The organism is Fischerella major NIES-592 (assembly GCF_001904645.1).
Classification (GTDB): Bacteria; Cyanobacteriota; Cyanobacteriia; order Cyanobacteriales; family Nostocaceae; genus Fischerella; species Fischerella thermalis.
Window position 1 is genome coordinate 1 of record NZ_MRCA01000001.1, and the last position, 23,458, is coordinate 23,458.

General features: G+C 41.3%; 15 protein-coding genes. 8 read left to right on the forward strand and 7 right to left on the reverse strand.

Going from position 1 to position 23,458, the window contains the following annotated elements:
* The first annotated feature begins 309 nt into the window (after nt 1-309).
* Entirely contained in the window at nt 310-855 is a 546-nt protein-coding gene (locus NIES592_RS00005; RefSeq protein ID WP_062249699.1) for an NADPH-dependent FMN reductase, read from the forward strand.
* A 202-nt stretch (nt 856-1,057) separates the two neighbouring features.
* On the opposite strand, the gene dacB is transcribed toward NIES592_RS00005, so the two are convergent.
* Nucleotides 1,058-2,512, reverse strand: coding sequence for a D-alanyl-D-alanine carboxypeptidase/D-alanyl-D-alanine endopeptidase (gene dacB / locus NIES592_RS00010; protein ID WP_073554567.1), 1,455 nt, complete (start codon nt 2,510-2,512; stop codon nt 1,058-1,060).
* 294 nt (nt 2,513-2,806) lie between these two features.
* On the opposite strand from dacB, the gene NIES592_RS00015 reads away from it, so the two are divergent.
* Nucleotides 2,807-3,538, forward strand: a complete 732-nt coding sequence (locus tag NIES592_RS00015) for a 16S rRNA (uracil(1498)-N(3))-methyltransferase (protein ID WP_073554568.1) — start codon at nt 2,807-2,809, stop codon at nt 3,536-3,538.
* 3 nt (nt 3,539-3,541) lie between these two features.
* Nucleotides 3,542-4,648 (forward strand): tetratricopeptide repeat protein, encoded by a 1,107-nt coding sequence (locus tag NIES592_RS00020; protein WP_084552141.1) that lies wholly within the window; start codon nt 3,542-3,544, stop codon nt 4,646-4,648.
* A gap of 216 nt (nt 4,649-4,864) precedes the next feature.
* Here the strand turns inward: NIES592_RS00020 and NIES592_RS00025 are convergent, their stop codons facing one another.
* A complete protein-coding gene (locus tag NIES592_RS00025) occupies nt 4,865-5,461 on the reverse strand; it encodes a hypothetical protein (protein ID WP_073554569.1) in 597 nt (198 codons plus the stop codon).
* A 550-nt stretch (nt 5,462-6,011) separates the two neighbouring features.
* Between NIES592_RS00025 and NIES592_RS00030 the strand changes: the two genes are divergently transcribed.
* Nucleotides 6,012-6,683 (forward strand): esterase/lipase family protein, encoded by a 672-nt coding sequence (locus NIES592_RS00030; RefSeq protein WP_073554570.1) that lies wholly within the window; start codon nt 6,012-6,014, stop codon nt 6,681-6,683.
* A 569-nt stretch (nt 6,684-7,252) separates the two neighbouring features.
* Nucleotides 7,253-9,457 carry a glycoside hydrolase family 65 protein gene (locus tag NIES592_RS00035; protein ID WP_073554571.1) on the forward strand — a complete coding sequence of 735 codons (2,205 nt, stop codon included), beginning with the start codon at nt 7,253-7,255 and terminating at the stop codon, nt 9,455-9,457.
* 157 nt (nt 9,458-9,614) lie between these two features.
* Here NIES592_RS00035 and NIES592_RS00040 read toward each other — a convergent pair whose 3' ends face one another.
* The 5 genes from NIES592_RS00040 to NIES592_RS00060 form a co-directional block, all read right to left on the reverse strand.
* The gene (locus tag NIES592_RS00040; RefSeq protein ID WP_073554572.1) at nt 9,615-10,232 is read right to left on the reverse strand and encodes a Uma2 family endonuclease; all 618 of its coding nucleotides are present in this window, start codon (nt 10,230-10,232) and stop codon (nt 9,615-9,617) included.
* Nucleotides 10,233-10,329: 97 nt separating this feature from the next.
* The gene (locus NIES592_RS00045; RefSeq protein WP_062249686.1) at nt 10,330-13,011 is read right to left on the reverse strand and encodes a CHAT domain-containing protein; all 2,682 of its coding nucleotides are present in this window, start codon (nt 13,009-13,011) and stop codon (nt 10,330-10,332) included.
* A 296-nt stretch (nt 13,012-13,307) separates the two neighbouring features.
* The gene (locus tag NIES592_RS00050; protein WP_062249684.1) at nt 13,308-15,035 is read right to left on the reverse strand and encodes a sensor histidine kinase; all 1,728 of its coding nucleotides are present in this window, start codon (nt 15,033-15,035) and stop codon (nt 13,308-13,310) included.
* A gap of 292 nt (nt 15,036-15,327) precedes the next feature.
* Nucleotides 15,328-16,590 carry a methionine adenosyltransferase gene (gene metK, locus NIES592_RS00055; protein WP_062249682.1) on the reverse strand — a complete coding sequence of 421 codons (1,263 nt, stop codon included), beginning with the start codon at nt 16,588-16,590 and terminating at the stop codon, nt 15,328-15,330.
* A gap of 380 nt (nt 16,591-16,970) precedes the next feature.
* Nucleotides 16,971-17,975, reverse strand: coding sequence for a phosphoribulokinase (locus NIES592_RS00060; RefSeq protein ID WP_073554573.1), 1,005 nt, complete (start codon nt 17,973-17,975; stop codon nt 16,971-16,973).
* Nucleotides 17,976-19,520: 1,545 nt separating this feature from the next.
* Between NIES592_RS00060 and petH the strand changes: the two genes are divergently transcribed.
* The 3 genes from petH (at nt 19,521) to NIES592_RS00075 (ending at nt 23,379) form a co-directional block, all read left to right on the forward strand.
* The gene (gene petH, locus NIES592_RS00065; RefSeq protein WP_062249680.1) at nt 19,521-20,804 is read left to right on the forward strand and encodes a ferredoxin--NADP reductase; all 1,284 of its coding nucleotides are present in this window, start codon (nt 19,521-19,523) and stop codon (nt 20,802-20,804) included.
* A gap of 126 nt (nt 20,805-20,930) precedes the next feature.
* Nucleotides 20,931-22,265, forward strand: coding sequence for a homoserine dehydrogenase (locus tag NIES592_RS00070; RefSeq protein WP_178379444.1), 1,335 nt, complete (start codon nt 20,931-20,933; stop codon nt 22,263-22,265).
* A 121-nt stretch (nt 22,266-22,386) separates the two neighbouring features.
* Nucleotides 22,387-23,379: an S-layer homology domain-containing protein gene (locus NIES592_RS00075; RefSeq protein WP_073554574.1), complete on the forward strand. Its 993-nt coding sequence runs from the start codon at nt 22,387-22,389 to the stop codon at nt 23,377-23,379.
* The last annotated feature ends 79 nt before the right edge of the window (nt 23,380-23,458 follow it).

Below are 23,458 nucleotides of genomic sequence, written 5' to 3' on the forward strand. Positions count from 1 at the left end.
TGTTGAGTATTTCCCATGATCTATTAGCGCCTTTGTTAATTCACATTAGACGTAATTATTAATTCTTTAATCATAAAAATCTTGCTTGAACCGGAATTTGACAAGCCAAGTTATATTATAGTTAAGATATATTCATAATCGTAATGATTCCGTTTTTCAAAATATATCTTCAGGTAGTTTAGCTAACCTCAGAAGGGGTGTAAGAGCGTGAGGGTGTGAGGAGTGTGGGGAGTAGTGAACAACTAATTCTGGTGTATGCAGTTCATGATTATTGCTTATTGAAGTTAATTCGTCGCTGGATGATTAATTATGGTAAAAATAGTTGGCATTGGTGGCAGTTTAAGGGCAGACTCCTACAGTCAAATCGCCTTACGTTTAGCAGCCCAACGGGTAGAAGCTTTAGATGCAGAAGTGGAAATACTGGATTTACGGGAAATGCAGTTGCCGTTTTGTAACGGGGAACAGGAGTATCCAGATTATCCAGATGTGCAAAAGTTGCAACATGCTGTGAGTCGTGCTGATGGGCTAATTTTGGCGACACCGGAATATCACGGTAGTATCAGTGGTGTTTTAAAAAATGCTTTAGATTTGATGAGTTTTGAGCAGTTGTCTGGTAAAGTCACAGGATTAATTAGTGTGTTGGGGGGACAACCTAATAGCAACGCCTTGAATGATTTGAGAATCATTATGCGCTGGGTACACGGTTGGGTGATTCCCGAACAAATTGCTATTGGACAAGCGTGGAAAGCTTTTAGTCCTGAAGGTAAATTATTGGATGAAAAGCTTGCCCAAAGATTTGATCAGTTTGCTCAGAGTTTGGTGGATAATACCCGCAAGCTACGAGAAGTCTCTTAGTAAGAATCCACTTAGGTTGGGTTGAGAAACCCAACCTAACGGACTTGATATTAGTTATTGCTCTTGTTTGTGTCTTTGTGTCTTTGTGGTGAATAAAATTAATTTTTGAAACACTAAGACACTAAGACACCAAGAAAATTTTATTTGGGAGGCTATACCTTTTTTCAAGTTAGAGGACTAAAGTCCTCACTAAGAAGGTTTCTCATTGACAACGTTGCAATTGTGCTAATGACACAACTATTTCATCTATTGCTTTACGTACAATGCTGGCGGGTTGATCGGTTTGATTGACGATAATACTAAAAACCAAAGGCCCGTACTTTGGTGGATTTATGTAGCCGGAAAGGGAAATCGCACCAGTTAAAGTTCCTGTTTTTGCCTGGACAATTTTTGCTGCTGGTGTATTCTGAAAGCGGTTTTTTAAAGTGCCATTCACACCTGCGACAGGTAGGGAAGCGCGAAAAATAGATGCTTGCGGTGAATTGGCCATTGCTTGCAAGGTTTGTACTAATGCTTCTGGACTAATTAAGTTTTTGCGAGACAAGCCAGAACCATCTACTAGTGCATAACCAGTAGAATTGACTCCCATCTGAGTTAAAGTTGTTTTCAAAACTTCCAACGCTGTATCTGCTGTAGCTTGATTGGGAAGTGGTTTTTTTTTGATGGCTAATGCTCTTAATATTGCTTCAGCATAAAGATTATTACTATTCTGGTTTATTTCTATTAACAATTGAGATAAAGGTGGGGAAAGTACTGCTGCTACTTCCTGTTGATTATTTGCATAAATTCCTATTGATGTCCGTTCTAAGGTGATGTTTTCGGCTGCTAAAGCACTACGAAAGCGTCGCAAAAAGTAATAGTTGGGGTCAACTACTGGTAAAGTGACTAGATAAGGTTGAGAATTTGCGGCGAGTTGTCCTTGAATTCGCAACACATTTCCTGATAGTTCGCGGGTGACTTTGATGGAGTTTGGTTGATTTTGTGCAACTGTCACGGATTGATTAATTACCCGCCACTGTTTGGCTTCGTTAGCATCCGTCCAGGAGATGAGTGCAGGTTTGCCTAAGGTTTGTGGTAACAGGTTGAAGCTAAAAGTGTTTTGATTGAGAATTACACTGCCAACTGGTGCGCCATAATCTGAGTATATGTCTTCCCATTGCCAGCTGGAAGGAACAAGATCGCCCCGAATGTAGCGATCGTCTACTACTAGCTGCTGAATTTGGGTAATACTTTTTTGTTTTAATTGTTTTGCTAGTATTCTTAATTGGGTGTCAGTCAGACTAGGATCTCCTCTACCCACAATATATAAGAAATTATTGCTACCTCTATATATGGATGTGCGAAAGCGATAATTTTCACCCAGTTGTTGCAATGCTGCTGCGGTGGTCAGGAGTTTGGTGTTGGAAGCAGGGGTAAAATATTTGTGGGCATCTTGACTGTAGAGTGTTTGGTTGGAGCCAAGATTTTGAACCAAAATTCCCCAGCGTGCTCGACTAAAGAGGGGACGATTAGTGACAGCATCGATAGTGGTTTTTAGCTGGGTTGGGCAAATTGGTGCTGTTGGTGTGGGTGTTTGTGCTTTTGCTAGTTGCTGGTTGATACCGATGTGGATACTAAAAAATAATAGTAGAAAGATACAAGAGGATTTTTGAGGCATTATTCTGAATTTGTGCAATTGTGATTTCTCAAAAAACTATAGCGGTTTGCAGTTGGGTGTGGGATAAAAACGAACACAGATGAATATAGATAAAGCTTTTCTTGTGTTAGTCAAGAGTCTTTGTTAAGAAAAAGTTTAGGATTTATGCAAAAAACTCTCACTCTTATTTCTCTGTGGTTCGTTTTTCCGGTAAGTATTAAATAAAACAATAGAGAGACACCTTTTACTTTTACCCCTTAACCGAGGCATATTAGGAGAAGTGCTATATCTGTTGATGCAAAAGTCTGTTTAGCAATGCCACAACTACAACGAATCACGATCGCATTTTCTCAATTCCACGATGAACACATTACTCTGACTGCTGAACAACAGCATTATCTTTGTCGGGTGTTGCGTCTTCAGTCGGGCGATCGCTTTATCGCTATGGACGGGATGGGTAGATGGTGGTTGGCACAGCTAGCAGGTACGGAAGCACAAGTTTTACAATCACTTACCGTAGAAACCGAGTTACCTATAGCTGTAACCCTAATTGTGGCTTTGCCAAAAGGAAGCGGATTTGATGAAGTTGTCCGGTATTGTACTGAATTGGGTGTAACTTGTTTTGCTCCGGTGGTAAGCGATCGCAGTTTGCTCAATCCCAGTCCCCAAAAATTAGAACGCTGGCGGCGGATAGCTAAGGAAGCAGCGGAACAATCAGAACGGACTACAGTACCGACGATTCTCGAGCCAATATCTTTTAGTAGTAGTTTGTCGTTAGTAGCTAATAAGAAATATATTTGCGAGGCGCGCGGTGATTATCCCCATTTGCTCAGTTGCTTGCAAAAGAAAGAAGATGGGGAGAGTAATCTTAATGACGAGAAAACAATTGTAATTGCCACTGGCCCGGAAGGAGGATGGACGGAAACAGAAATTGAAGATGCAATTCACGCTGGATTCCGTCCTGTTTCTTTAGGAAGGCGGATTCTCAGGGCTGTGACAGCGCCAATTGTAGCTTTATCTTTGGTTGCGGCTGCTCATGAGATATAAAGGATGTATAAATTAGAAGTTGAAAATTTATACATGATTGAGCAAGTTGCTGTTGCTTTTCAGGAAAAAGACTATAAAAAAGCCGCAAAGTTACTTAAACAATTATCAAAAAAATCACCAAAAGATCCTTGGGTGCAATTTTATATCGGACGTTTGTATGAAGTATCTGGAAAACTGCAAGAAGCTGAAAAAGTTTATCGACGACTGCTGCAAGATATAACAACTAATACTAAGATTGTCACCCAAGCCAGACAAGGATTGCAACGACTGTCGGAAATTGAGCAGGAAGAAAGAATCCGCGCGATCGCTCAAGCAACGGTTCATCCTGATGATGCTGAACCAGGTGTATTGATTTTAGAACCCGTCAGTAATGAACTGAAAACCCAAGCAGCACCAAAATTTGCTCAGATAATGCAACTAGACTCCTACAGCGCCCGCTTACTCCTGCCTAGTCGTGGCTGGCGTTTATATCGTAGTGGTGCAATCGGAGAACTTAAATTCTATGGTGAACAGTTAAAGAATGCAGGTATTCCTTGTTTTTGGGCAAAATTAACTGACATCGCCAAAATTCAAGTTTTTCATGTCGAGTATTTTACGGAATCAACGCCTACAGCTACTGTTATTTGTCGCAATCAAGCTCATCAACTTGGTTCTCTCAGCTTTGACTGGCAAGAAGTCAAAGGACGGGTACAGGGAATCTTACCAATTTTTGAAGAAGTTGTAGATGTTAATGCCCGCCGCCAATTAGAACGGAAAACTCAAACCCAAGATTATTTTCAATTTTACGATTTACATTTACCAAAAAGACGTTGTATATTGCGACTTTATGATCATGGTTACAAATTTCAGCAAGGAATAAAAATTACTTCCCAATCCAGCCAAAATACTATTAGAATCAATTGGAATAATTTAGTTGGCTTTCTCGATCAAAAATTATTTCAAATTAAAATTTGGTCAGACTTCACACCATTTGCAGAAACAGCACTAGATCAAACAGAATTGCTGAATCATGTTCAATCTCACATCCATCTATTTCGCCAAGAAAAAACTAATTGGGACTCAGCTTTTCAGTTATATAGTGGATTAGCTTTTCTTTGTGCAGAAGCATAAACATCAAAAAATAGTAGGTGAAAAACACCTACTATTCTTAAAATCTAATTCTGCTTTTATTCATTAGGTAAGTGGAAACAAGCTTAATGCGAGTTACGAGAAGTAAATCAACCTGTAAGGGCAAAGCATTTGTATGTGTATCTTGACATCAAAACTGAATTGACTAGTACAAATGCTTTGCCCCTAGCCAATGACAAATAACAAATGACGACCTACTTATTTTGATTTACTAGCAGGAGTTTTCACCTGACGCGCCATCTCTAGGAAAGAATTCATATTTGCTCCGGGACGACGACGACCATTTGTACTAGTAGGCATCAAGTACTTGGGTGCGAAGGTTGTTTCTGTTGGCTGCGCCTTAGCTGCAACTGCGGGTGCTTTGTCTTCTTTGACCTCTACTGTCACACCTTCAGCTGTCTGTACTAACTCAACCTGAGTGGGATCAGGCTTAGCTTCTGCTTTAGCTTTTTTCGCTGATTTAATTGAGGTTTGACGAGAAGGTTTCTTAACATCTTTTGCTCCGTTAGATGTTTCTGGAGCAACTGCAACTGGTGCTGGTGATTCTTTCGCGCCATTAGTTTCAGCAACGGCTTTATCAGCTTCACTCTCAGTTAGCTCAGTGACTTTATCGGCTGCACTCTTTGCAACAGCAGCAACTTTTTCAGCAGCAGCTTTAGCCGCTGCAACTGGTGGTGTAGTTTCAGCTTCTTCTTTCAGTTCCAGATAATAACCATTGCCTTTTTTCTTGCCAGGGAGAAGCCCAGTGATGAATTTCATAATTCCAGTAATTAAATTTTTGATAAAACCGAACATGACAATTTCTCCTGTCTTTTATACCTGAAATTTGAGTACTTTCATTAAAAATTAGAGAAAATTATTACATTTCTTAGAGTTATTGCTAGGTTGACCTCAAACTTTTGCAATCAATAATTTTTTTAGGCTCTTCGTTATGCGTAAAAGCCAATTCCAGCACCGTTTATCATTTGTTTTTACAAATGCCCAAAATAAGTAACGACGATCTGGAAAATGCTATAAGCTTTTTATCTCAAGGGTTTGAAAGTGTTGATACTTAAAATCAATTATTAAATTTTTCGGGATATGAGAGCAACATTCTGAAAGCCAGTTTAACAAAATTTAACATTTACTCTCATTATACGTAACATCAGGGAACAGGCAGGAGGCAGAAGCCAGAGGGCAAATCGCCTAAACCCTTATGACTTCTACCCAGTAATGAAACTGATAATGATCACTTTTAAATTCTACTTGGTCTTAAACCAGTAGGAAGAGTGTCATAGCTAGCATGAGGATAGTGGTAATGCTCAGTTAGATTTTTTCTAGATTCTATATAATCCTGATTTTCGAGATGGATAAATTAACTTACAGACGTAATCCCGTTGTATTGGTGCATGGCATTTTTGACACAGGTCGAGTTTTTGACAAAATGATTCCTTACTTGACACAAAGGGGTTGGAGTGTATATGACCTGGATTTGGTTCCTAATACTGGTCATGGCAGTTTAGATGTTTTAGCACAACAAGTTGCTGGCTTTGTTGATACTACCTTTGCACCACAACAACCAATAGATTTAGTTGGCTTCAGTATGGGTGGGATTGTCAGCCGTTATTATGTCCAACGACTAGGAGGGATAAATAAAGTACAGAGGTTTGTTACCATTTCTTCACCCCATAACGGTACTTGGGTTGCCTATTGTAATCCAGGTCTTGGCTGTTTGCAGATGCGTCCTGACAGTGCTTTTTTACGAGATTTGAATCAGGACATTAACATGCTTTCACAGATCAATTTTACCTCTATTTGGACGCCCTATGATTTGATGATTCTCCCAGCAAATAGTTCACAAGTACCTGTGGGTCGAGAGGTGATTGTCCCAGTCATGACTCATGCATGGATGCTGACTGATGTGCGAAGTTTATCAGCAGTGACAGAAGGTTTAACACAACCAGTTCCGGCGATCGCTACACAGCAATTTCCATCAAGTTGGTTACATACCCAGATCGCTAGCAAATCGGGAAAATAAAAAAACTTTACTTATAGTGAGTCAATATTTTAATTGTTTAAGTCTAAACTTATAGATAAATCTTGCTATCTCTCAAAGAGATATAAATAGCTAAACAAAGTTTTTGCCTAATTTGAGTCCAAAAAAGTATTTACAGAACTTGATTAATAAATATATATATCCTTGTACTTGTTTGCTAAATGTATCAATTAGTATTTTTTTTATATTTTTAGATTTTTTTATTGAAAAAATAAGAAGATCTCTCTATGGGGAGATGAAAACGGGAACGCCATTTTTCAGTTGGACGTCTTTTTTATCTGTTTAGATTTTAGAATAGTCTAGACTTTGGGGAAAAGTGAAGAACTGACTAGACAGTGCAAATTTTGGATTGAGGTGAATTTAAAGTCCGTCTTGAAACGCTTTGAGCCTCGCCATCGCGATACGCCAACGCCGGAAGCCCTAGCACCCTAGCGGGAAGCCACTCCGTGTCTACAAACTTTTCGCAAAATCCAAAATAGTTTAACCCCTAATTATTGTCACCATTCTATTTTCTCATCAACGGAAAACTCTAAATATAGGCTTTATTTGTCATGCTAGACTTGACCATCGAAAATTCCCAACTAAATCAGCGACTAGTTGAATCTGGCGATTGGAATATTGTTGAGACGGAGTTTGACTCCACTCAACTACATCATCAAGAAACAGTCTTCACACTTAGTAACGGCTATTTAGGAACCCGGGGTACCTTTGAAGAAGGATATCCCCAGGATTGTCCAGCAACCTTGATTCATGGGGTGTATGATGACGTAGCGATCGCCACAACAGAGTTGGTAAACTGCCCCAATTGGCTACCCTTAACCATCAAAGTAGCTGGAGAAAGATTCCGCATGGACTGTGGTGAAATTCTCAGCTACGAACGTCGTCTTGATTTACGTTTGGGTATAGTGAGTCGGGATGTGCGATGGCGCAGTCCGGCTGGGCATACCCTAGAATTTCATTTTGAAAGGTTTGCAAGTCTAGCAAATCAACATTTTTTAGCAACCAGATGTCAGATTACATCGGTAGACTTCGAGGGTGAAGTTGAGGTAGAAGTTGGATTTCACCCCGAACCCCATACCCAAGGAGTCAAACATTGGCAAACTTTGAAACAAGGCGGTTTAGATAATACTATCTGGTTGCACAGTAAAACTCTCCATTCTGCTATTGAACTAGGGATGGCAGCTAAACTGGTGGTAGAAGCTGAAGAAACTACAACCGTGCATGTACATCAGCTTGAACAGCATAGTCCTACACTTATAACAAAATTAGCAGTTATACCAGACAAAACCATCACCCTCGAAAAAATTGTCACCGTCTACACCTCACGGGAAATATCAACTCCAGCGGAAGCTGCTATCATTCGCTTAGTTACTGCACCCAGCTATTCAACTCTGCTAGCAGCCCATATAGCCGCTTGGGATCAAGTTTGGCAAGAAAGTGATATTGTCATTGAAGGCGATCGCTTGGCTCAATTGAGTGTCCGTTACAATCTCTTTCAGATACTAGCTGTAGCACCACGTCATGATGACAGAGTGAGTATTCCTCCCAAAACCCTTTCCGGCTTTGCTTATAGCGGACATATATTTTGGGATACAGAAATCTTTATCCTCCCCTTACTGATTCATACTCAACCAGCATTGGCACGGAACTTACTCAACTACCGCTACCATACCTTACCTGGGGCGCGACGCAAAGCCCAGGAAATGGGATACAGGGGAGCTTTTTATGCTTGGGAAAGTGCCAGCACAGGGGATGAAGTCACCCCTCGCTGGGTTCCAACTCCCAATGGTGAACAAGTCCGGATTTGGTGCGGTGATATTGAAGTCCATATCAATACCGATGTTGCTTACGGTGCTTGGCAATACTGGCAAACGACAGGTGATGATCAATGGATGCGCGACTATGGCGCAGAGATGATTTTAGATACAGCGGTTTTCTGGGAAAGCCGAGTAGAGTGGAATCAAAAACGTCACAGTTATGATATTCGTGATGTGATAGGTCCAGATGAAAATCACGATCGCATTGATAACAATGCCTTCACTAACTTATTTATACAGTGGCACTTGCAAACTGCCCTGACATTATGGGATTGGCTAGTGAAGTCCTATCCCGACACAGCAGCACAACTAGCAGAAAAACTTGACTTGCAGCCAGAACAAAGACAACTGTGGGCGAAGATAGCCAAGCACATCTACATTAACCAGGATTTAGAAACTGGTTTGATTGAACAATTTGAAGGCTTCTATAACTTAGAGTATGTCAACCTGGCTGACTACGAACCCCGTACCAAATCCATGCAAGGATTATTGGGAGTAGAAGCCACTAGCCAAAAGCAAATTCTCAAGCAGCCAGATGTATTAATGTTAATGTACCTACTGCGCGATCGCTTTGATCGACAAACTTTACAAACCAACTGGGACTACTACAATCCCCGCACCGATCATACCTATGGTTCTTCTCTCGGCCCGGCGATTCATGCAATCTTGGCTTGCGACCTCAACCAAAGTGCAGAAGCTTACACTCACTTTATACGAGCAGCGATGGTAGACTTAGCAGACGTGCGGCGTAACGCCCATGAAGGTATTCACGCAGCTAGTGCAGGCGGAGTATGGCAAGCAGTCATCTTTGGGTTTGGTGGCGTGCGGATGACTCAATTTGGCCCCATTGCTTGTCCGAATCTCCCGGCTAACTGGACACGCTTGCAGTTCAAGTTGAAGTGGCGTAACCAAACTTATGAGTTTGATCTGATGAAATAAATTAGAACCCTTGCATGAATTGTCAAAACTCCCCTCAATTCTCCAGTGAACGAGGGGAATTTTTTTGCACCCATAATTGTTTATCCCTCAACACTGGCAATTTTACCTGTTTTAGGAAACGAAACAGCCTGCTCTTCATGGGGTGAAGAAATCTTGTTCAGATTCCTAATCCAGCTTGAAAAATTTGCTCCGCAGTTAAATTTAACTCAGGAAAGATTGGGGATTGAATGCGATCGCCATTCCTAAACTGGCTAATTTGATATTCATCATCTACTAAAGAATAAATCGAGATCGTTGCTTGTTTGGGATTACCAATAAACCGCTTACCACCTAAAGCCAGATAATCAACTATCCAGTACTCAGGGATACCAATTTCCTCATAAGCACTAGCTTTGATAAAGTAATCATCTCGCCAATTTGTACTTACTACTTCAATCACCAATGGAATTGATGCACTTTGAATCACAGTTGATTCGTTTTTCCATAGTGGTTCATCTATCAAATTAGCGCTATTTAATATCAATACATCTGGCGAATAAGCTGATTCAGCAACAGGTGATTTTACTAATGCTTGCTTAGGGATAAAGTAGGGGAGATTGAGGCGGTCAAATTCTATAGTTAGTTTCCTTGCTAAGAAGCCAGTGATCTCCTCATGATCTCCTAATGGTTGTGCCATTTCAACAATTACCCCATTACGTAGCTCATAACGCCCCCCATCAGGTTTCCACTCTACAAATTCTTGAAAAGTTACTATTTTGGGTATGGCTTGAGTCATGCAACACCACCTTTGTGTGAAATATTATCACCAAGCGCGATCGCACTTCATTTTGGTAGTCAGGGCTTTAGTTCCGAATCTTGATCTTAACTAAGCTTTATTGCCAATTTCCCACCAAAACGTAAGAAGCCCAAAAATAAGGATGAGGTGGTAAAGACTTCAATTGCTTGAATAAAGGCTGACTGCGAATAGACTCAAGTTGTGATAATTGAGCTGTTCTCAAAGCACTTAATTTCTGCACTTCTGGTTTTTTCAACTCTTGATAAAATTCACCCATGAGTTGAGCGGTGGAAGCATCACTCACAGGCCAGAGAGTAGCAAGAGTACTGCGTGCGCCCGAACGCACAGCTGTTCCTGCTAAACCTAACATAGCTCTTTCATCACCAGTGGCAGTTTCACAAGCACTTAACACCAGTAATTCTAAATTGTTCTCTTGTTCTTTTAATAAAGTACTCAACTCGTTAATGCTGATACTTTTACCATCTCCGGTAATAATAAAATTTCTTTCAGGATTAGAACTAAATAACCCGTGAGTTGCAAGGTGAACAACAGGAAAATTAGATTTGAGTTCATTTTGAATTGTTGTTGCGGTAAATTCTTGATTAAGAAGTTTTTGAGAAGCTGGAAAAGCTTGTTTGATTTCATCTAATTCTTTTGGCACATTTACCAGCGCCGGAAAAATTTCTTCTTGGATTTGGATTTGCTTGCTAACTCCAGCAGCTAAGACTTTGAGATTTTGTCGCTTGAGTAATTTGGTGTCAATCAGTTGCAAACTGGGAACCAGAGCAATCCCATATTTTTCAATTAAATATTGTTGATTGCTATAGAGGGCTGCCATTGGCACTCTTTGCAATCTTCCGTTCATTACAAAGACTAAATTTTTAATTTGATTCGCATTTAACTGTGTCTCAATCGGTTGAATTAACCAGTTATAAAGCTGTCCTAATATGGGTAAAATTGCTTGGATATTTTCTTTTAATTCTTCGGGATCTGGGTTAGCAGTGGCTAGAATGTTGCGAGCAGAGTTACTGATTGTGACATTATCTAAGTAGTCATAAAGTTGATCCAGGGTGTTATTAATTTGTTCTTCACTGATAGGAATGGTAGCTTGCTGTAAAGTTTTTCCTGGTAAAGAAAGAATAATTTCTAAGCGATCTTTAAAAATTATCGGATAGATAACGGCTGCTTGAGAGTCGATATCATCGATCTGAACTGCCACATCTGTTTCCTGAGAACAGGGGTCTTGAAAGAAGTTATCAAGTTCTGCTAATTGCCAAGACTCTATCACCCGGCGGGCAAATTCTAAGCGATTTTTTGGCTGGTTTTGCTCATATTTTGCTTGGTTAATATTTGGATTTGCAACTACTAGAGAATTAAGTTCACGTTCACTCAGTTTTGATTTTAGTAATAAATCTGCTAGTTCCAAATAAACAGGTTTAACCTCTTGGAGAAAATTAAACTGCACATCTCGATTGTTGGCATTTAAATCGCTACGCAGGGATTGGAGAGTATTATAAGCTGCGGTGTAAGCTGCGATCGCTCCTTTGTTTTCTCCCTTTTCTCGCAATAACCTGCCTAGTTGAGATTGCCAAAGGTACGTAATTTCGCGAGTATCACCTATAGAATTTTGTGATTGAGATAACAGCAAAGCTTGCTGAGTCAGTGCGATCGCCTCACTTAAGTTTTTTTGTTGGTCATAAAATTTCCCCAGATAGCCTAAGACATAAGTTTCTGCACGCTGGTCTTTTAAAGTACGTGCTTGTTGCAGTGCTGTATCCAAAACAGGTTTAGCTTTGTTTGCTTGTTCATTTTTGAGCAGAATATCAGCAAAGTGAATCTGAGCGTAAATGGTTGCACGGGATGGAGGAAGATTAACTAAGGAAGATTCAATTTGACTTTGCAAAGTTTGCACATCCCGACTCAGCTTTAGTTCCAAGCCAGACAAAAAATCTTTGGCGCGTGCGATTAATTTAGATTCACCAAATCTTGACCAAGAAGCAATACGCCGATTGGTTTGTTCTCGCCACCAACTTTGATTTTCCAGTAAAAGCTTGTAGTGATTGAGTAGGGCTTGAATTTTAACGATTGGCGGCGCTGATGTTGCGGCTGCTTGTTTATAGTATTGGAAAGCTTGCCGTAATGGTGCTAAAGCAGCGTCTTGAGACTTTTGATCAATAATTGCTGTGATCTGTTCATAATCCCAGCGATCGCGGATTTGATTACCTAAAGTCCGTTCGGTGTTACCCAAACTTAACAACACAGCACCGGACTGGGGTGATTTCTCCAGTGCTATCAAACTCAATTGCAAAACTTTTTGGGATGCTTCCAGTAACCCTTGTTTACGGAGAACTTCACCAAGACTACGTAAAGCAGTAGCTTGGGTAAGTGAAAGGGAATTTCGTTGTTGGGAAATAGTTGTGAGGAATTTGTCTATTTGGGCTGGGTGACATGTGGGGTTATTAACAGCAAATACTTGGAGTAGAGTTTTACAAGCTTTGGGATATAATCCTAATTCTTGCAAAGCTTGGGATTGATTGATTAAGCTCTTGGTCATCCCCTCTTGATCGCCTGCTTGTTGGTAAGCTTTAGCAGCTGCTTGCCAAAGCTGGATTGCTTGATCAAAGTTACCCGCGTTGTAACTTTGTTGTCCTTGCTGTGCAAGTTGTAGCGCTTGGTTTGATTGGGAATTCGACCAAGCTGGCAGGCTTAAGCTGGAAAGTAGTCCAAATAGGGCTGAAATTAGTAAGGTTATGAAACGACGGTGTTTACTGGTAATCATAAGTTGTTAAATTTTAATCGGGTTATAAAAATCGAACACCGATGCACACAGATGCACACAGATGGATTATCCGTATGTATTAATTTCACTGTTCATAATTCATGATTCATTCGTGAGTCGAACACCGATAAACGCTGATGCACACCGATGGGTTATCGACATTAATGACTTGCGTGCTTACTGCAACTAAAACAGTACAGTAGCAACAATTGGTAATGGCTCTGAGGTCAGGGTTAGACTAGCCTGTAGGCTAGTATTGCTCTACTGAAGGACTACCTCCGGAACGATTCCCTTGGCTATCCTTGAGCCACAAGTGGTAAGCGTACCGTAAAAACAGACCCTACTCCCTGTTCGCTCTTGACAAAAATTTCACCACCCATCATTAAACAAAAGTGACGGCTAATTGCCAACCCAAGTCCGGTACCGCCATACTTTTTGGTTGTTGAGGCGTCTCCTTGTGTAAAGGGTTGGAATAACTGCTGTTGTTGCTGTAAAGACATGCCAATTCCTGTATCCATCACAGTGAAAATGATAATTTCACTGGGTTCTTCCTGTGGTGAGTAAACTTTTTCTCTCTTGACGTTTAATATCACTTTACCGTTGGTAGTAAACTTAGCGGCATTACTCAGCAAGTTGTAAAGCACCTGCCTGAGCTTAGTCTGATCGGTGTGCATGATGCCTAATTCTTGTTCATAATCTACCTCTAAGACATTGCCATTTTTTTCTACTAGCGGTTTTACCGTCAGCACAACACTATTAATTAATGTCATCAGGTCAAATGTCTCTGGGTAAAAAGTCATTTTTCCTGCTTCGATTTTCGATAAGTCGAGGATGTCGTTGATCAGTAACAAAAGGTGTCTACCAGCAGAATTTATCGATTCCAAATCATTGATGAACTCTTCTCCTAAGTTGGTATCAGCAACGTCATCTTGGAGCAGTTGACTCAAACCAATAATGGCATTCAATGGTGTACGTAATTCGTGACTAATATTTGCTAAAAATTGACTTTTGGCTTTGTTGGCTCCTTCTGCTAATTCTTTGGCGTGTTCGAGTTCTTTGGTATGCTTTGATACTTGTTCTATAAGACGATTCAGTGATTTTGCTAATAAGCCGATTTCATCTTCAGTGGTGATAGGTGCGCGTAAGTCAAAATTCGATTTCCGTGCCACTTGTTCGGCAACTTGAGTGACGGTGATGACTGGTTCAGCGATCGCTCGAGAAGTACGCCAAGCCACAACAGCAGCAACTCCTACCGACAAGAGCATACTAGCCATGACTATTAATCTTTCAATTCCTTTAGACTGGCTAACATCATTTTTCATTCTCTCCTCTACTTGCCCAGCACTTTGCAGGAGATCATTCAAATATTTATATAGTTGATCCAGGCGTGAGGCTGTGTCACTACGCAAAACAGCTAGTAATTGCTTCTGGATTATGGATGCTTGCTGTGGTGATATTTGCTGGTTATTATTAATTGGTTCTAAGATAGACTCAATGTCCTGAACGTAGGAGTCTAAAGTAGTCGCATAATTTTGTAATAAAGTCTGTAAAGAAGCTTCACTGGTTGCTAAGTTCTTGGGTTTGCTTTCCAGAAAAGCCATGATTTGATTTTCTATTTTTTTGGTTTTTTCGATATTTTCCAGAAAGTTATTTCTTCTGTAAGCTAGCTTTTCTGGATCTTCGACGACAGCAGGCAAACTCGTACTTTGGATTTGTGCATCTGCGATCGCATCTTTGTAATTAACCAGCATTTGTGTCTGGTAATGGGCGTGATCTAATTCCCTGATTTGTTGTCCTCGATAAAAGTTGGCGACAAACAACCCAGCAAGTGAACCAAAAAAACCAATGCCAATTGCCAGAAAGTAACCATAACCTATTTTTTGATGGATGCGCCAAGAACTAGCCTTGAGTTTCCCTCGCGAGGGAAATTCGATAGTGGGCAGTTCGTCGGTTGAGGGGTCGTTGGCTGACACTTTCGTTGTTTCTGAACTGTTGTCAAAAGCGGTTGGTTTGTGAGTTTGCATCCCTCAAATCTTCTTATCCTCCCGCCAAAGTTATCACATCAATCATAGGCATAAAATCACTGAACCAGTGATTCTCACCTAATCTTATCTTCCTTTATAGTAAGAACAAATATTCGCTCACTATTATAGTTAGGATTAATCCCATGTAGGGATTGGGAATAAGGAATAGGTGATCGGGAAAATGCAAGCGAAAAATTCTTCCTTATCTCCCCTCCCCGATCCTTTTTGATTGAAATTCAGAGTTAGGAGCTATAATTTATACTTTTGACTCCTAACTCTGGGCTGAAACGAATTAAGCGATCGCAGCAGTTGATGCTTGTTTGTTGAGTGCTTGTTTCAACAAATCCGCCTTATCAGTCCGTTCCCAAGGCAGGTCTAAATCTGTCCGACCGAAGTGACCGTAAGCCGCGACGTCCTGATAAAAACGTCCGCCTCGTTCGCTTGGCAGATTACGTAAGTTAAAGGTATGGATAATTCCAGCTGGGCGCAGTTCAAAGTGATCTGTGATTAACTGGAGCAAGGTTTGATCATCAACTTTGCCTGTACCAAAGGTATCCACCATAATGCTCACTGGTCGCGCTACACCAATAGCATAGCTAAGCTGGACTTCACATTTTTCTGCCAAACCTGCGGCAACAATATTTTTTGCAGCATAGCGACAAGCATAGGCGGCGCTACGGTCTACCTTTGTGGGGTCTTTACCAGAAAAAGCGCCACCACCATGTCGGGAGTAGCCACCGTAGGTATCGACAATGATTTTACGTCCAGTGAGACCGGAGTCTCCTTGCGGACCACCGATCACAAATTTACCAGTGGGATTGACTAAAAAGCGAGTATTTTCATCTGGCTTAACTTCCAAGTCGCCAAATACAGGTTCCACCACTGCTGACCAGAGGTCTTTTTTGATTTTGGCTTGCACTTCTGCCTCATCAGTGATATCACCAATGGTAGGTGTATGCTGTGTGGAAATCAGGATGGTATCAATGCCTACAGGACGTCCATCTTCGTAAGCAACAGTCACTTGAGTTTTGCCATCAGGGCGCAGGTAGGCTAATTGACCTGTCTTGCGGACTGCTGCTAGTCGACGGGCAATACGGTGAGCCAGGCTGATGGGTAAGGGCATCAGTTCTGGTGTTTCGTTACAAGCGAAACCGAACATTATACCTTGGTCGCCAGCACCAACTTTATCAAATTGTTCCTCGCTATCCTGGCGTGCTTCATGGGCAGTGTTTACACCCTGGGCAATATCGGGCGATTGCTCATCTAAAGCTACCAGCACAGAACAACTGTTAGAGCAGAAGCCATTGACTGCATCGGTATAGCCAATTTCCGCTATTTTTTTGCGGGCTACATTGACATAATTGACACTTGCTTTACTCGTTATTTCCCCGGTAATCAATACCAAGCCAGTATTAACAACAACTTCAGCAGCAACACGACTAGCTGGGTCTTGTGTGAGCAATGTATCTAGAATTGCATCTGAAATCTGATCGCAGATTTTATCTGGATGACCTTCGGTTACTGACTCGGAGGTAAATAGATAGCGTTTAGACAAATTAAATTCCTCCTAAACAATGGGAGTTAACTGACCAAATGTTGCCATTTAATCTAGCTACTTTAATCTGCAATCATAACAATATTTTTACATTCAGCAGATAAAGGAATTGGTAATTTCATAAAATCCACTCTTTACTGCTGTATTCTTTAAAATAAATATACTGATGAGGAAAAGGTAATACTTATATAATGTTCGCTGAAACACTTATACTGTCGCGCAGGCTGGTAATAGCTAATTGCTAATGGGAAAAACCAATGACCAACAGCGAAGCATAATATCGTAAGCAATTAGCCGAACTTGATATTAGTTCTTATGCCCAATATAAAAAAAAGGGACACTATAGTGTCCCTTAGATATTAGACACAAACACTGTTGCCTTAAACTTGAACCGCCATTTTGGCTTCCTTTGCTGTCAAACGCTCGTAAGTAGCGCGCATTTTTAATCCTGTTAGCACTTGGAATAAACCTGTACCATTGTTGGAACCAGGATACTCCCTGTGCTGGAGTAATAAATGAGTCATCTCACCTTGATACTTGGTGGATGTTTTGCTGAGGTGAGTTTCGATGTAGATAACTTCTTCCAGGTTATCGAATTGACCATCCACCTCAAGGACAGAGACGTAGCGACCATAGTATACATCTGAACCATAGTACAGTTGCATACCGGGATAGGAACAAGTCAGCTTGCGTCCACAAGGAGTCCAGTGGATTGTGGAACCTTCATCGAACAAATAAACTGGTTCAAAGCCTTCTTTACCCTCGCGTTGTAGCATCCGTACCCGCAGAACTTTACGCTCTTTGTCCTCTTTGATGAGGTTGGTAGGTAATACCTGAAGAACTACATCAGCAAATTCTCTTTGTGGTTCAATGTACTTCTGAAAATCAGGTTTACGAGAATTGATTTGAGCCAAAACATCTTCGTAGCGGTGACCGCGTTCAGCCATATCTCGCTGAATCTTCCAAGCAATTTTGACTTCATCACTGATATCAAAATAGACGCTGAAGTCAATTAGCGCTCGCACACGTTCATCATATAAAGGATGTAGCCCCTCAATCACTACAATATGATTTGGTTCTACCAGTTCGGGTGGATCGATAGTGCCAGTTTCGTGGTTATAAATTGGCTTCATGATTGATTGACCCTCTTTGAGCGCTTTGATTTGCTCGTACATCAGGTCAAAATTGTTGGCTCTGGGGTCAAGTGCGGTTATACCTGTTTCTTTACGCTGCTTACGATCCAGACAATGATAGTCATCCAAACAGATGACTGTCATCAACTCCTCACCAAATAAATCCGTCAGACGACGCAAAAACGTAGATTTACCACACCCAGAGTCTCCGGCTACTCCGATCAATACCACACGTTCTGGTTTATTACTCATAAATCTCCTCTAAATGCTAAAGATGAGTCAATCAATAATTTTTCACACCTACAGACATGAAGCCAGGAGCTTACCCCTTTGGTTTATCCTGCGTTCTTGCTACTCAGCAGCACAAATAGACATATAACGGGTAAGCTAAACAGTCATAATTGTTACCCGTTTTTGTTGCCTAAGTTGTTGCTGGTAAGTATTTAATCCTAGTGATATATTGGATTCTAACAGAAGGGGTTATTCTATACAAGGCTTGCTATCAGCAAGAAAATGCGTTTTTGGAATCATAGTTGTGAATGTTTAGAATCACAAAAATCCCCTCAAAACCAACTGTGCAGCTATTGAAGTTCAGTCACAAGCCCAAAAATCTGGGTTTTGAATTTTTTGTTTTCCATAGCCGCAAAGCGGTTGCCCTTAAAATTAGTGATACTTGTGGTTCGTCACCCTAATTTTGAATAGTTTGTAGCAGCACTTTAGCGCTGATTTGAACGCTGTAGCCGCTACCGTTAGGGCAGCACCCACTACAAACATCACAAAACCAATGGACAAACCATTAGATTGTTGGTCTTAAATGATTAGGTGTTTGAGATTACAAATACCCAATCAGCAAAAACTGTCAACAATCATCATTTTTAAGTCTCACAACTCTTCCAGAAGTATTATGGTAATTGAGGGTGACAGCTTATGACTCTATTAATTCAAGTCTATAGGGTATAATTTGATTTTTAAAGTAATTTTTAAACTTTTCTGAATTTTTATTAGGCAAGAAGCAAAAATTGGTAAGATTAAAAACCATTCTGTGCTATCTATCCTCAGGAAGAAGTAATAAAACACAATAGTAAGGCAATTAACACTACATTGATTAGATAAGTACAAAAGAGCGAGCAAGCAGCTTGGTCATGTATTTGTAGAGGTTGACAGATGTTTCACATCAAGCAAAACTTAATTTATAATCTGTATCGGAATACTTTACATATTCTATGATTGTACTTGTTGTGTTATTTAGCATAACAAAGTTATTTTTGTGGATATGAAATATTCCGAAACCTCTAAGCAGTGAAGCTTTGCAGTCAGGCAACAATCAAAATTATGCACAACCATTAAGCTGGAAAGCCTACGACATAGGTATGACAGCTTTCTGTTAAACTACTAACTGCATAGCAGCCTTCATATGATTTAGAGGCTTCACACACAAGTAAAACAAATGGAAGCATATCTTCCCGAAACTGGTATTTGGAGTCAAACACCTAAAGCAGGTGTACTTTGGGTTACAGAGAGCTATCTATGTTGTAGCGATGCCATATCACGAAAAAAAAATTAAATTGACTCATTATTAACATTCTCCAAAGGACTTATCCTCTACCTTAGAAGGTGAACAGGTGTGACTTTTGCCATGCTTTAGTGTCTTTGGTGAGTGTACGTAAAAAGGCATTGGCTAATGCCGCTTTTCCAAGTATCAGTTTTTTGCCACCAAAAATTTGGTAAAAAGAGCTGAATATGTGGTGAAAGGGTTTTTTGAGAAAAGGTTAAGTAAATATCGGAGTGGTAGAACGAATGTACTATAGAGGTGCTGTTGAAGGAGCTGCCAACACAAAATCAGGTAGCCGTGTTTTTGTTTACGAAGTGGTTGGTCTGCGTCAGAGTGAAGAAACTGATCAGACGAACTATCAAATTCGTAACAGTGGCAGTGTGTTCATCAAAGTGCCTTACAGCCGCATGAATCAGGAAATGCGACGTATTACTCGCCTGGGCGGCAGAATTGTTAGCATACAACCAGTCAGTGTTTTACAGCAAACTAATGGTAAAGCCACATCTGCTAAATCTGCTCACGAAGAAAATGGTAATGCCACACCTGTAAATGCTGAACCACCAGTCCAGCAACAGCCCCAGAAGAATGAGACTAAAGGCAAGACCATGACTCAAGCGAAAGCTAAAAAAGATGCCCACGCTGACGTTCCTGTCAACATTTACCGCCCTAATGCTCCTTACATTGGTAAATGTATTTCCAATGAACCATTAGTAGGGGAAAACGGTATCGGTATTGTTCAGCATCTCAAGTTCGACATCTCTGGCGGAAATTTGCGTTACGTAGAAGGTCAAAGTATCGGTATTATTCCGCCAGGATTGGACAAGAATGGCAAACCAGAAAAATTGAGACTGTACTCTATCGCTTCGACTCGTCACGGCGATGATGTAGATGACAAGACTGTGTCACTTTGCGTCCGTCAGTTAGAGTACAAGCATCCAGAAACCGGCGAAACAGTCTACGGTGTCTGCTCGACTTACCTGTGTAACCTCAAGCCTGGAGATGAAGTCAAAATCACAGGCCCAGTGGGTAAGGAAATGTTACTACCCCCAGACGAAGATGCCAACGTGATCATGATGGCAACAGGAACAGGTATTGCCCCCATGCGTGCCTATCTGTGGCGGATGTTCAAGGATGCCGAAAGAGCTGTTAACCCAGAATACCAGTTCAAAGGTTTCTCATGGCTGATATTTGGTGTTCCCACAACTCCAAATATTCTCTACAAAGAAGAATTGGAAGAAATCCAAGGGAAGTATCCTGATAACTTCCGCTTGACTTATGCCATTAGCCGTGAGCAGAAAAACCCCCAAGGCGGCAGAATGTACATTCAAGACCGCGTTGCTGAACATGCAGATGAACTGTGGAGTTTGATTAAGAACGAGAAAACCCACACCTACATTTGCGGTTTGCGTGGTATGGAAGATGGCATTGATGCAGCACTTTCAGCAGCAGCAGCGAAAGAGGGCGTTAATTGGAGCGACTACCAGAAAGAAATCAAGAAAGCTGGGCGCTGGCACGTTGAAACATATTAATTTGGTTGATAGTTGGTAGTTGGTTGGAACAAACAACAAACAATAAACAACAATCAACATAAAGATCTAGTAGGGTGGGCATTGCCCACCCTACAATTGTTGTTGGTGAAATTTGGTATAAGATTCGTGGGCGTAAAGCTGGGAATACTGGGATTAGGTACAGTAGGCACGGGTACAGTGCAACTTTTACAAGATAATGCAGGGCGTCACCCATTGTTGCGAGATGTACAAATATATCGGGTGGGGGTGCGATCGCTTGACAAACCCCGGATGGTAGAATTGCCGGGTGCAGTCTTAACAACAGATTTAGCAGCAATAGTCAACGACCCGCAGGTAGATATAGTAGTCGAGGTTATTGGTGGACTTGAACCCGCGCGATCGCTAATTCTCAAAGCCATTGAAAATGGCAAACATGTCGTCACAGCTAATAAAGCCGTAATTTCCCGTTTTGGGGATGAAATCTTTACTGCTGCCAATAAAGCTGGTGTTTATGTCATGTTAGAAGCTGCTGTTGGTGGTGGGATCCCGGTGATTCAACCGCTCAAGCAATCTTTAAGTGTCAACCGCATTCACACCGTCACAGGTATTGTTAACGGTACAACTAACTATATCTTGACGCGGATGCAAGCTGAAGGCATTAGCTTCGATGATGTCTTAGCCGACGCCCAAAAGTTAGGTTATGCAGAAGCCGATCCGACAGCTGATGTCGATGGTTTGGACGCTGCAGACAAAATAGCTATTCTGGCCTCATTAGCCTTTGGTGGACGCATTAAACTACAAGATGTCTATTGTGAGGGTATTCGGCAAGTCAGTAAAACAGACATTGCCTATGCCGATAAATTGGGGTTTGTGATTAAACTACTAGCAATAGCTAAAACAGTTAATCTTCCCCCCATCAGCCCTACTCTACGGGAAGCCACGTATGCGTCTACACCCGATCATCCAATTTCCGTCAGAGTTCACCCTACCCTAGTTCCAAAAGCACACCCCTTAGCCAGCATCAACGGTGTTTATAATGCCATTCTTGTGGAAGGAGAACCGATTGGACAGGTAATGTTTTTTGGTCCAGGTGCTGGTGCTGGTGCAACTGCTAGTGCTGTATCGTCTGACATCTTAAATTTGGTAGCAGCACTACAAGCCAGTACAGCTACACCCAACCCCTTATTATCTTGTAGGCATCAAGACTACTGCCAAATTACGCCACTAGAAGAACTTGTTACCAGATTCTATACCCGTTTTCTGACTAAAGACCAACCAGGGGTAATTGGTAAATTGGGAACCTGCTTTGGTAAATACAGTGTAAGCTTAGAGTCAGTTGTACAAACAGGCTTTCAGGGAGAATTAGCAGAGATTGTTGTTGTTACCCACGATGTCCGAGAAGGAGATTTCCGCCAAGCTTTGGCAGAAATTCGTACCTTAGAAGCGATAGACAGCATTCCTAGCTTGTTACGAGTGTTATGAGAAACTTTGTTAGTGGTTAGTGGTTAGTAGTTAGTAGGGAATAGGTAATAGAAAAAACACCAACCAACAACCACTAATCAACAACCAACAACCAACAATCAACAATGTAGGATAATCACCGATGACAAACACGCCTCCCGATCCTAGGTCATCTCAAACAAATGCCCTCGACTTTGATGAATTTATTGGCATTCTTGTTGCTTTTGTCACTATCGGGGCTATTTTGTTTTGGTCATTTTCCCGTAAGGAGTCTGGCTGGAATTTCAACAGCTCGTTGTTACCTTCCCCTACTCCGACTACTTCCCCCACACCTTTAGCGATACCAACTCCTCCAGATGTGGGAACTCGTCAAACACCGTCTGCACCTCTCCAAGAGAATTTAAGTAGAGTCACACCATCTCCCACTCTCAACCCGAATAATTTGCCGCAAGAACAAGCACCTGTTCCACCCTTAACTAGCAACAGAACCCTACCACTAGTTATTCCTGAGCAAAAATCAACTATTCCCCCACCAATTGCATTTACTGATGTACCGAGTGACTTTTGGGCGCGTCGTTTTATTGATGTGCTTTCCTCTCGGAATATAATTAAGGGCTATGAAGATTACACCTTTAGACCAAATCAGCCTGTCACCCGCGCTGAATTTGCTGCCATTGTGGAACAAGCGTTTGGCAAAGAACTTAGTAAGACCAAGAATACAATCTCTTTTAAGGATGTGCCACCTGCGTTTTGGGCAAACTCAGCCATCGACCAAGCCGTCAGTACAGGGTTCTTGAAAGGCTACCCTAACAAAGTTTTTAGACCACAGCAAAAGATTCCGCGAGTCCAGGTATTAGTTGCCCTGACTAGTGGAATGAATTTAAATGTTCCTGCTTCTCAAACTCGAATTATAAGCTTTTACAGGGATGCTAAAGAAATTCCTAATTACGCTAATGACAAAATAGCAGCTGCCACAGCTAATAGTCTTGTGGTTAACTATCCTAATCCCAAAGTGCTCAATCCCAATAAAGAAGCTACCCGTGCTGAGGTAGCGGCTATGGTTTATCAAGCTTTGGTGCGAACGGGAAGGTTAGACGCAATTCAATCTGAATATATTGTCAAAGTGCCTAATTAAATGCTCAAGCACAAGTGGTCAAGAGTTGCGAAGAATCTACTTGACCACTCAGGAGGAGGCGAGATCCAGCAGTAATTCA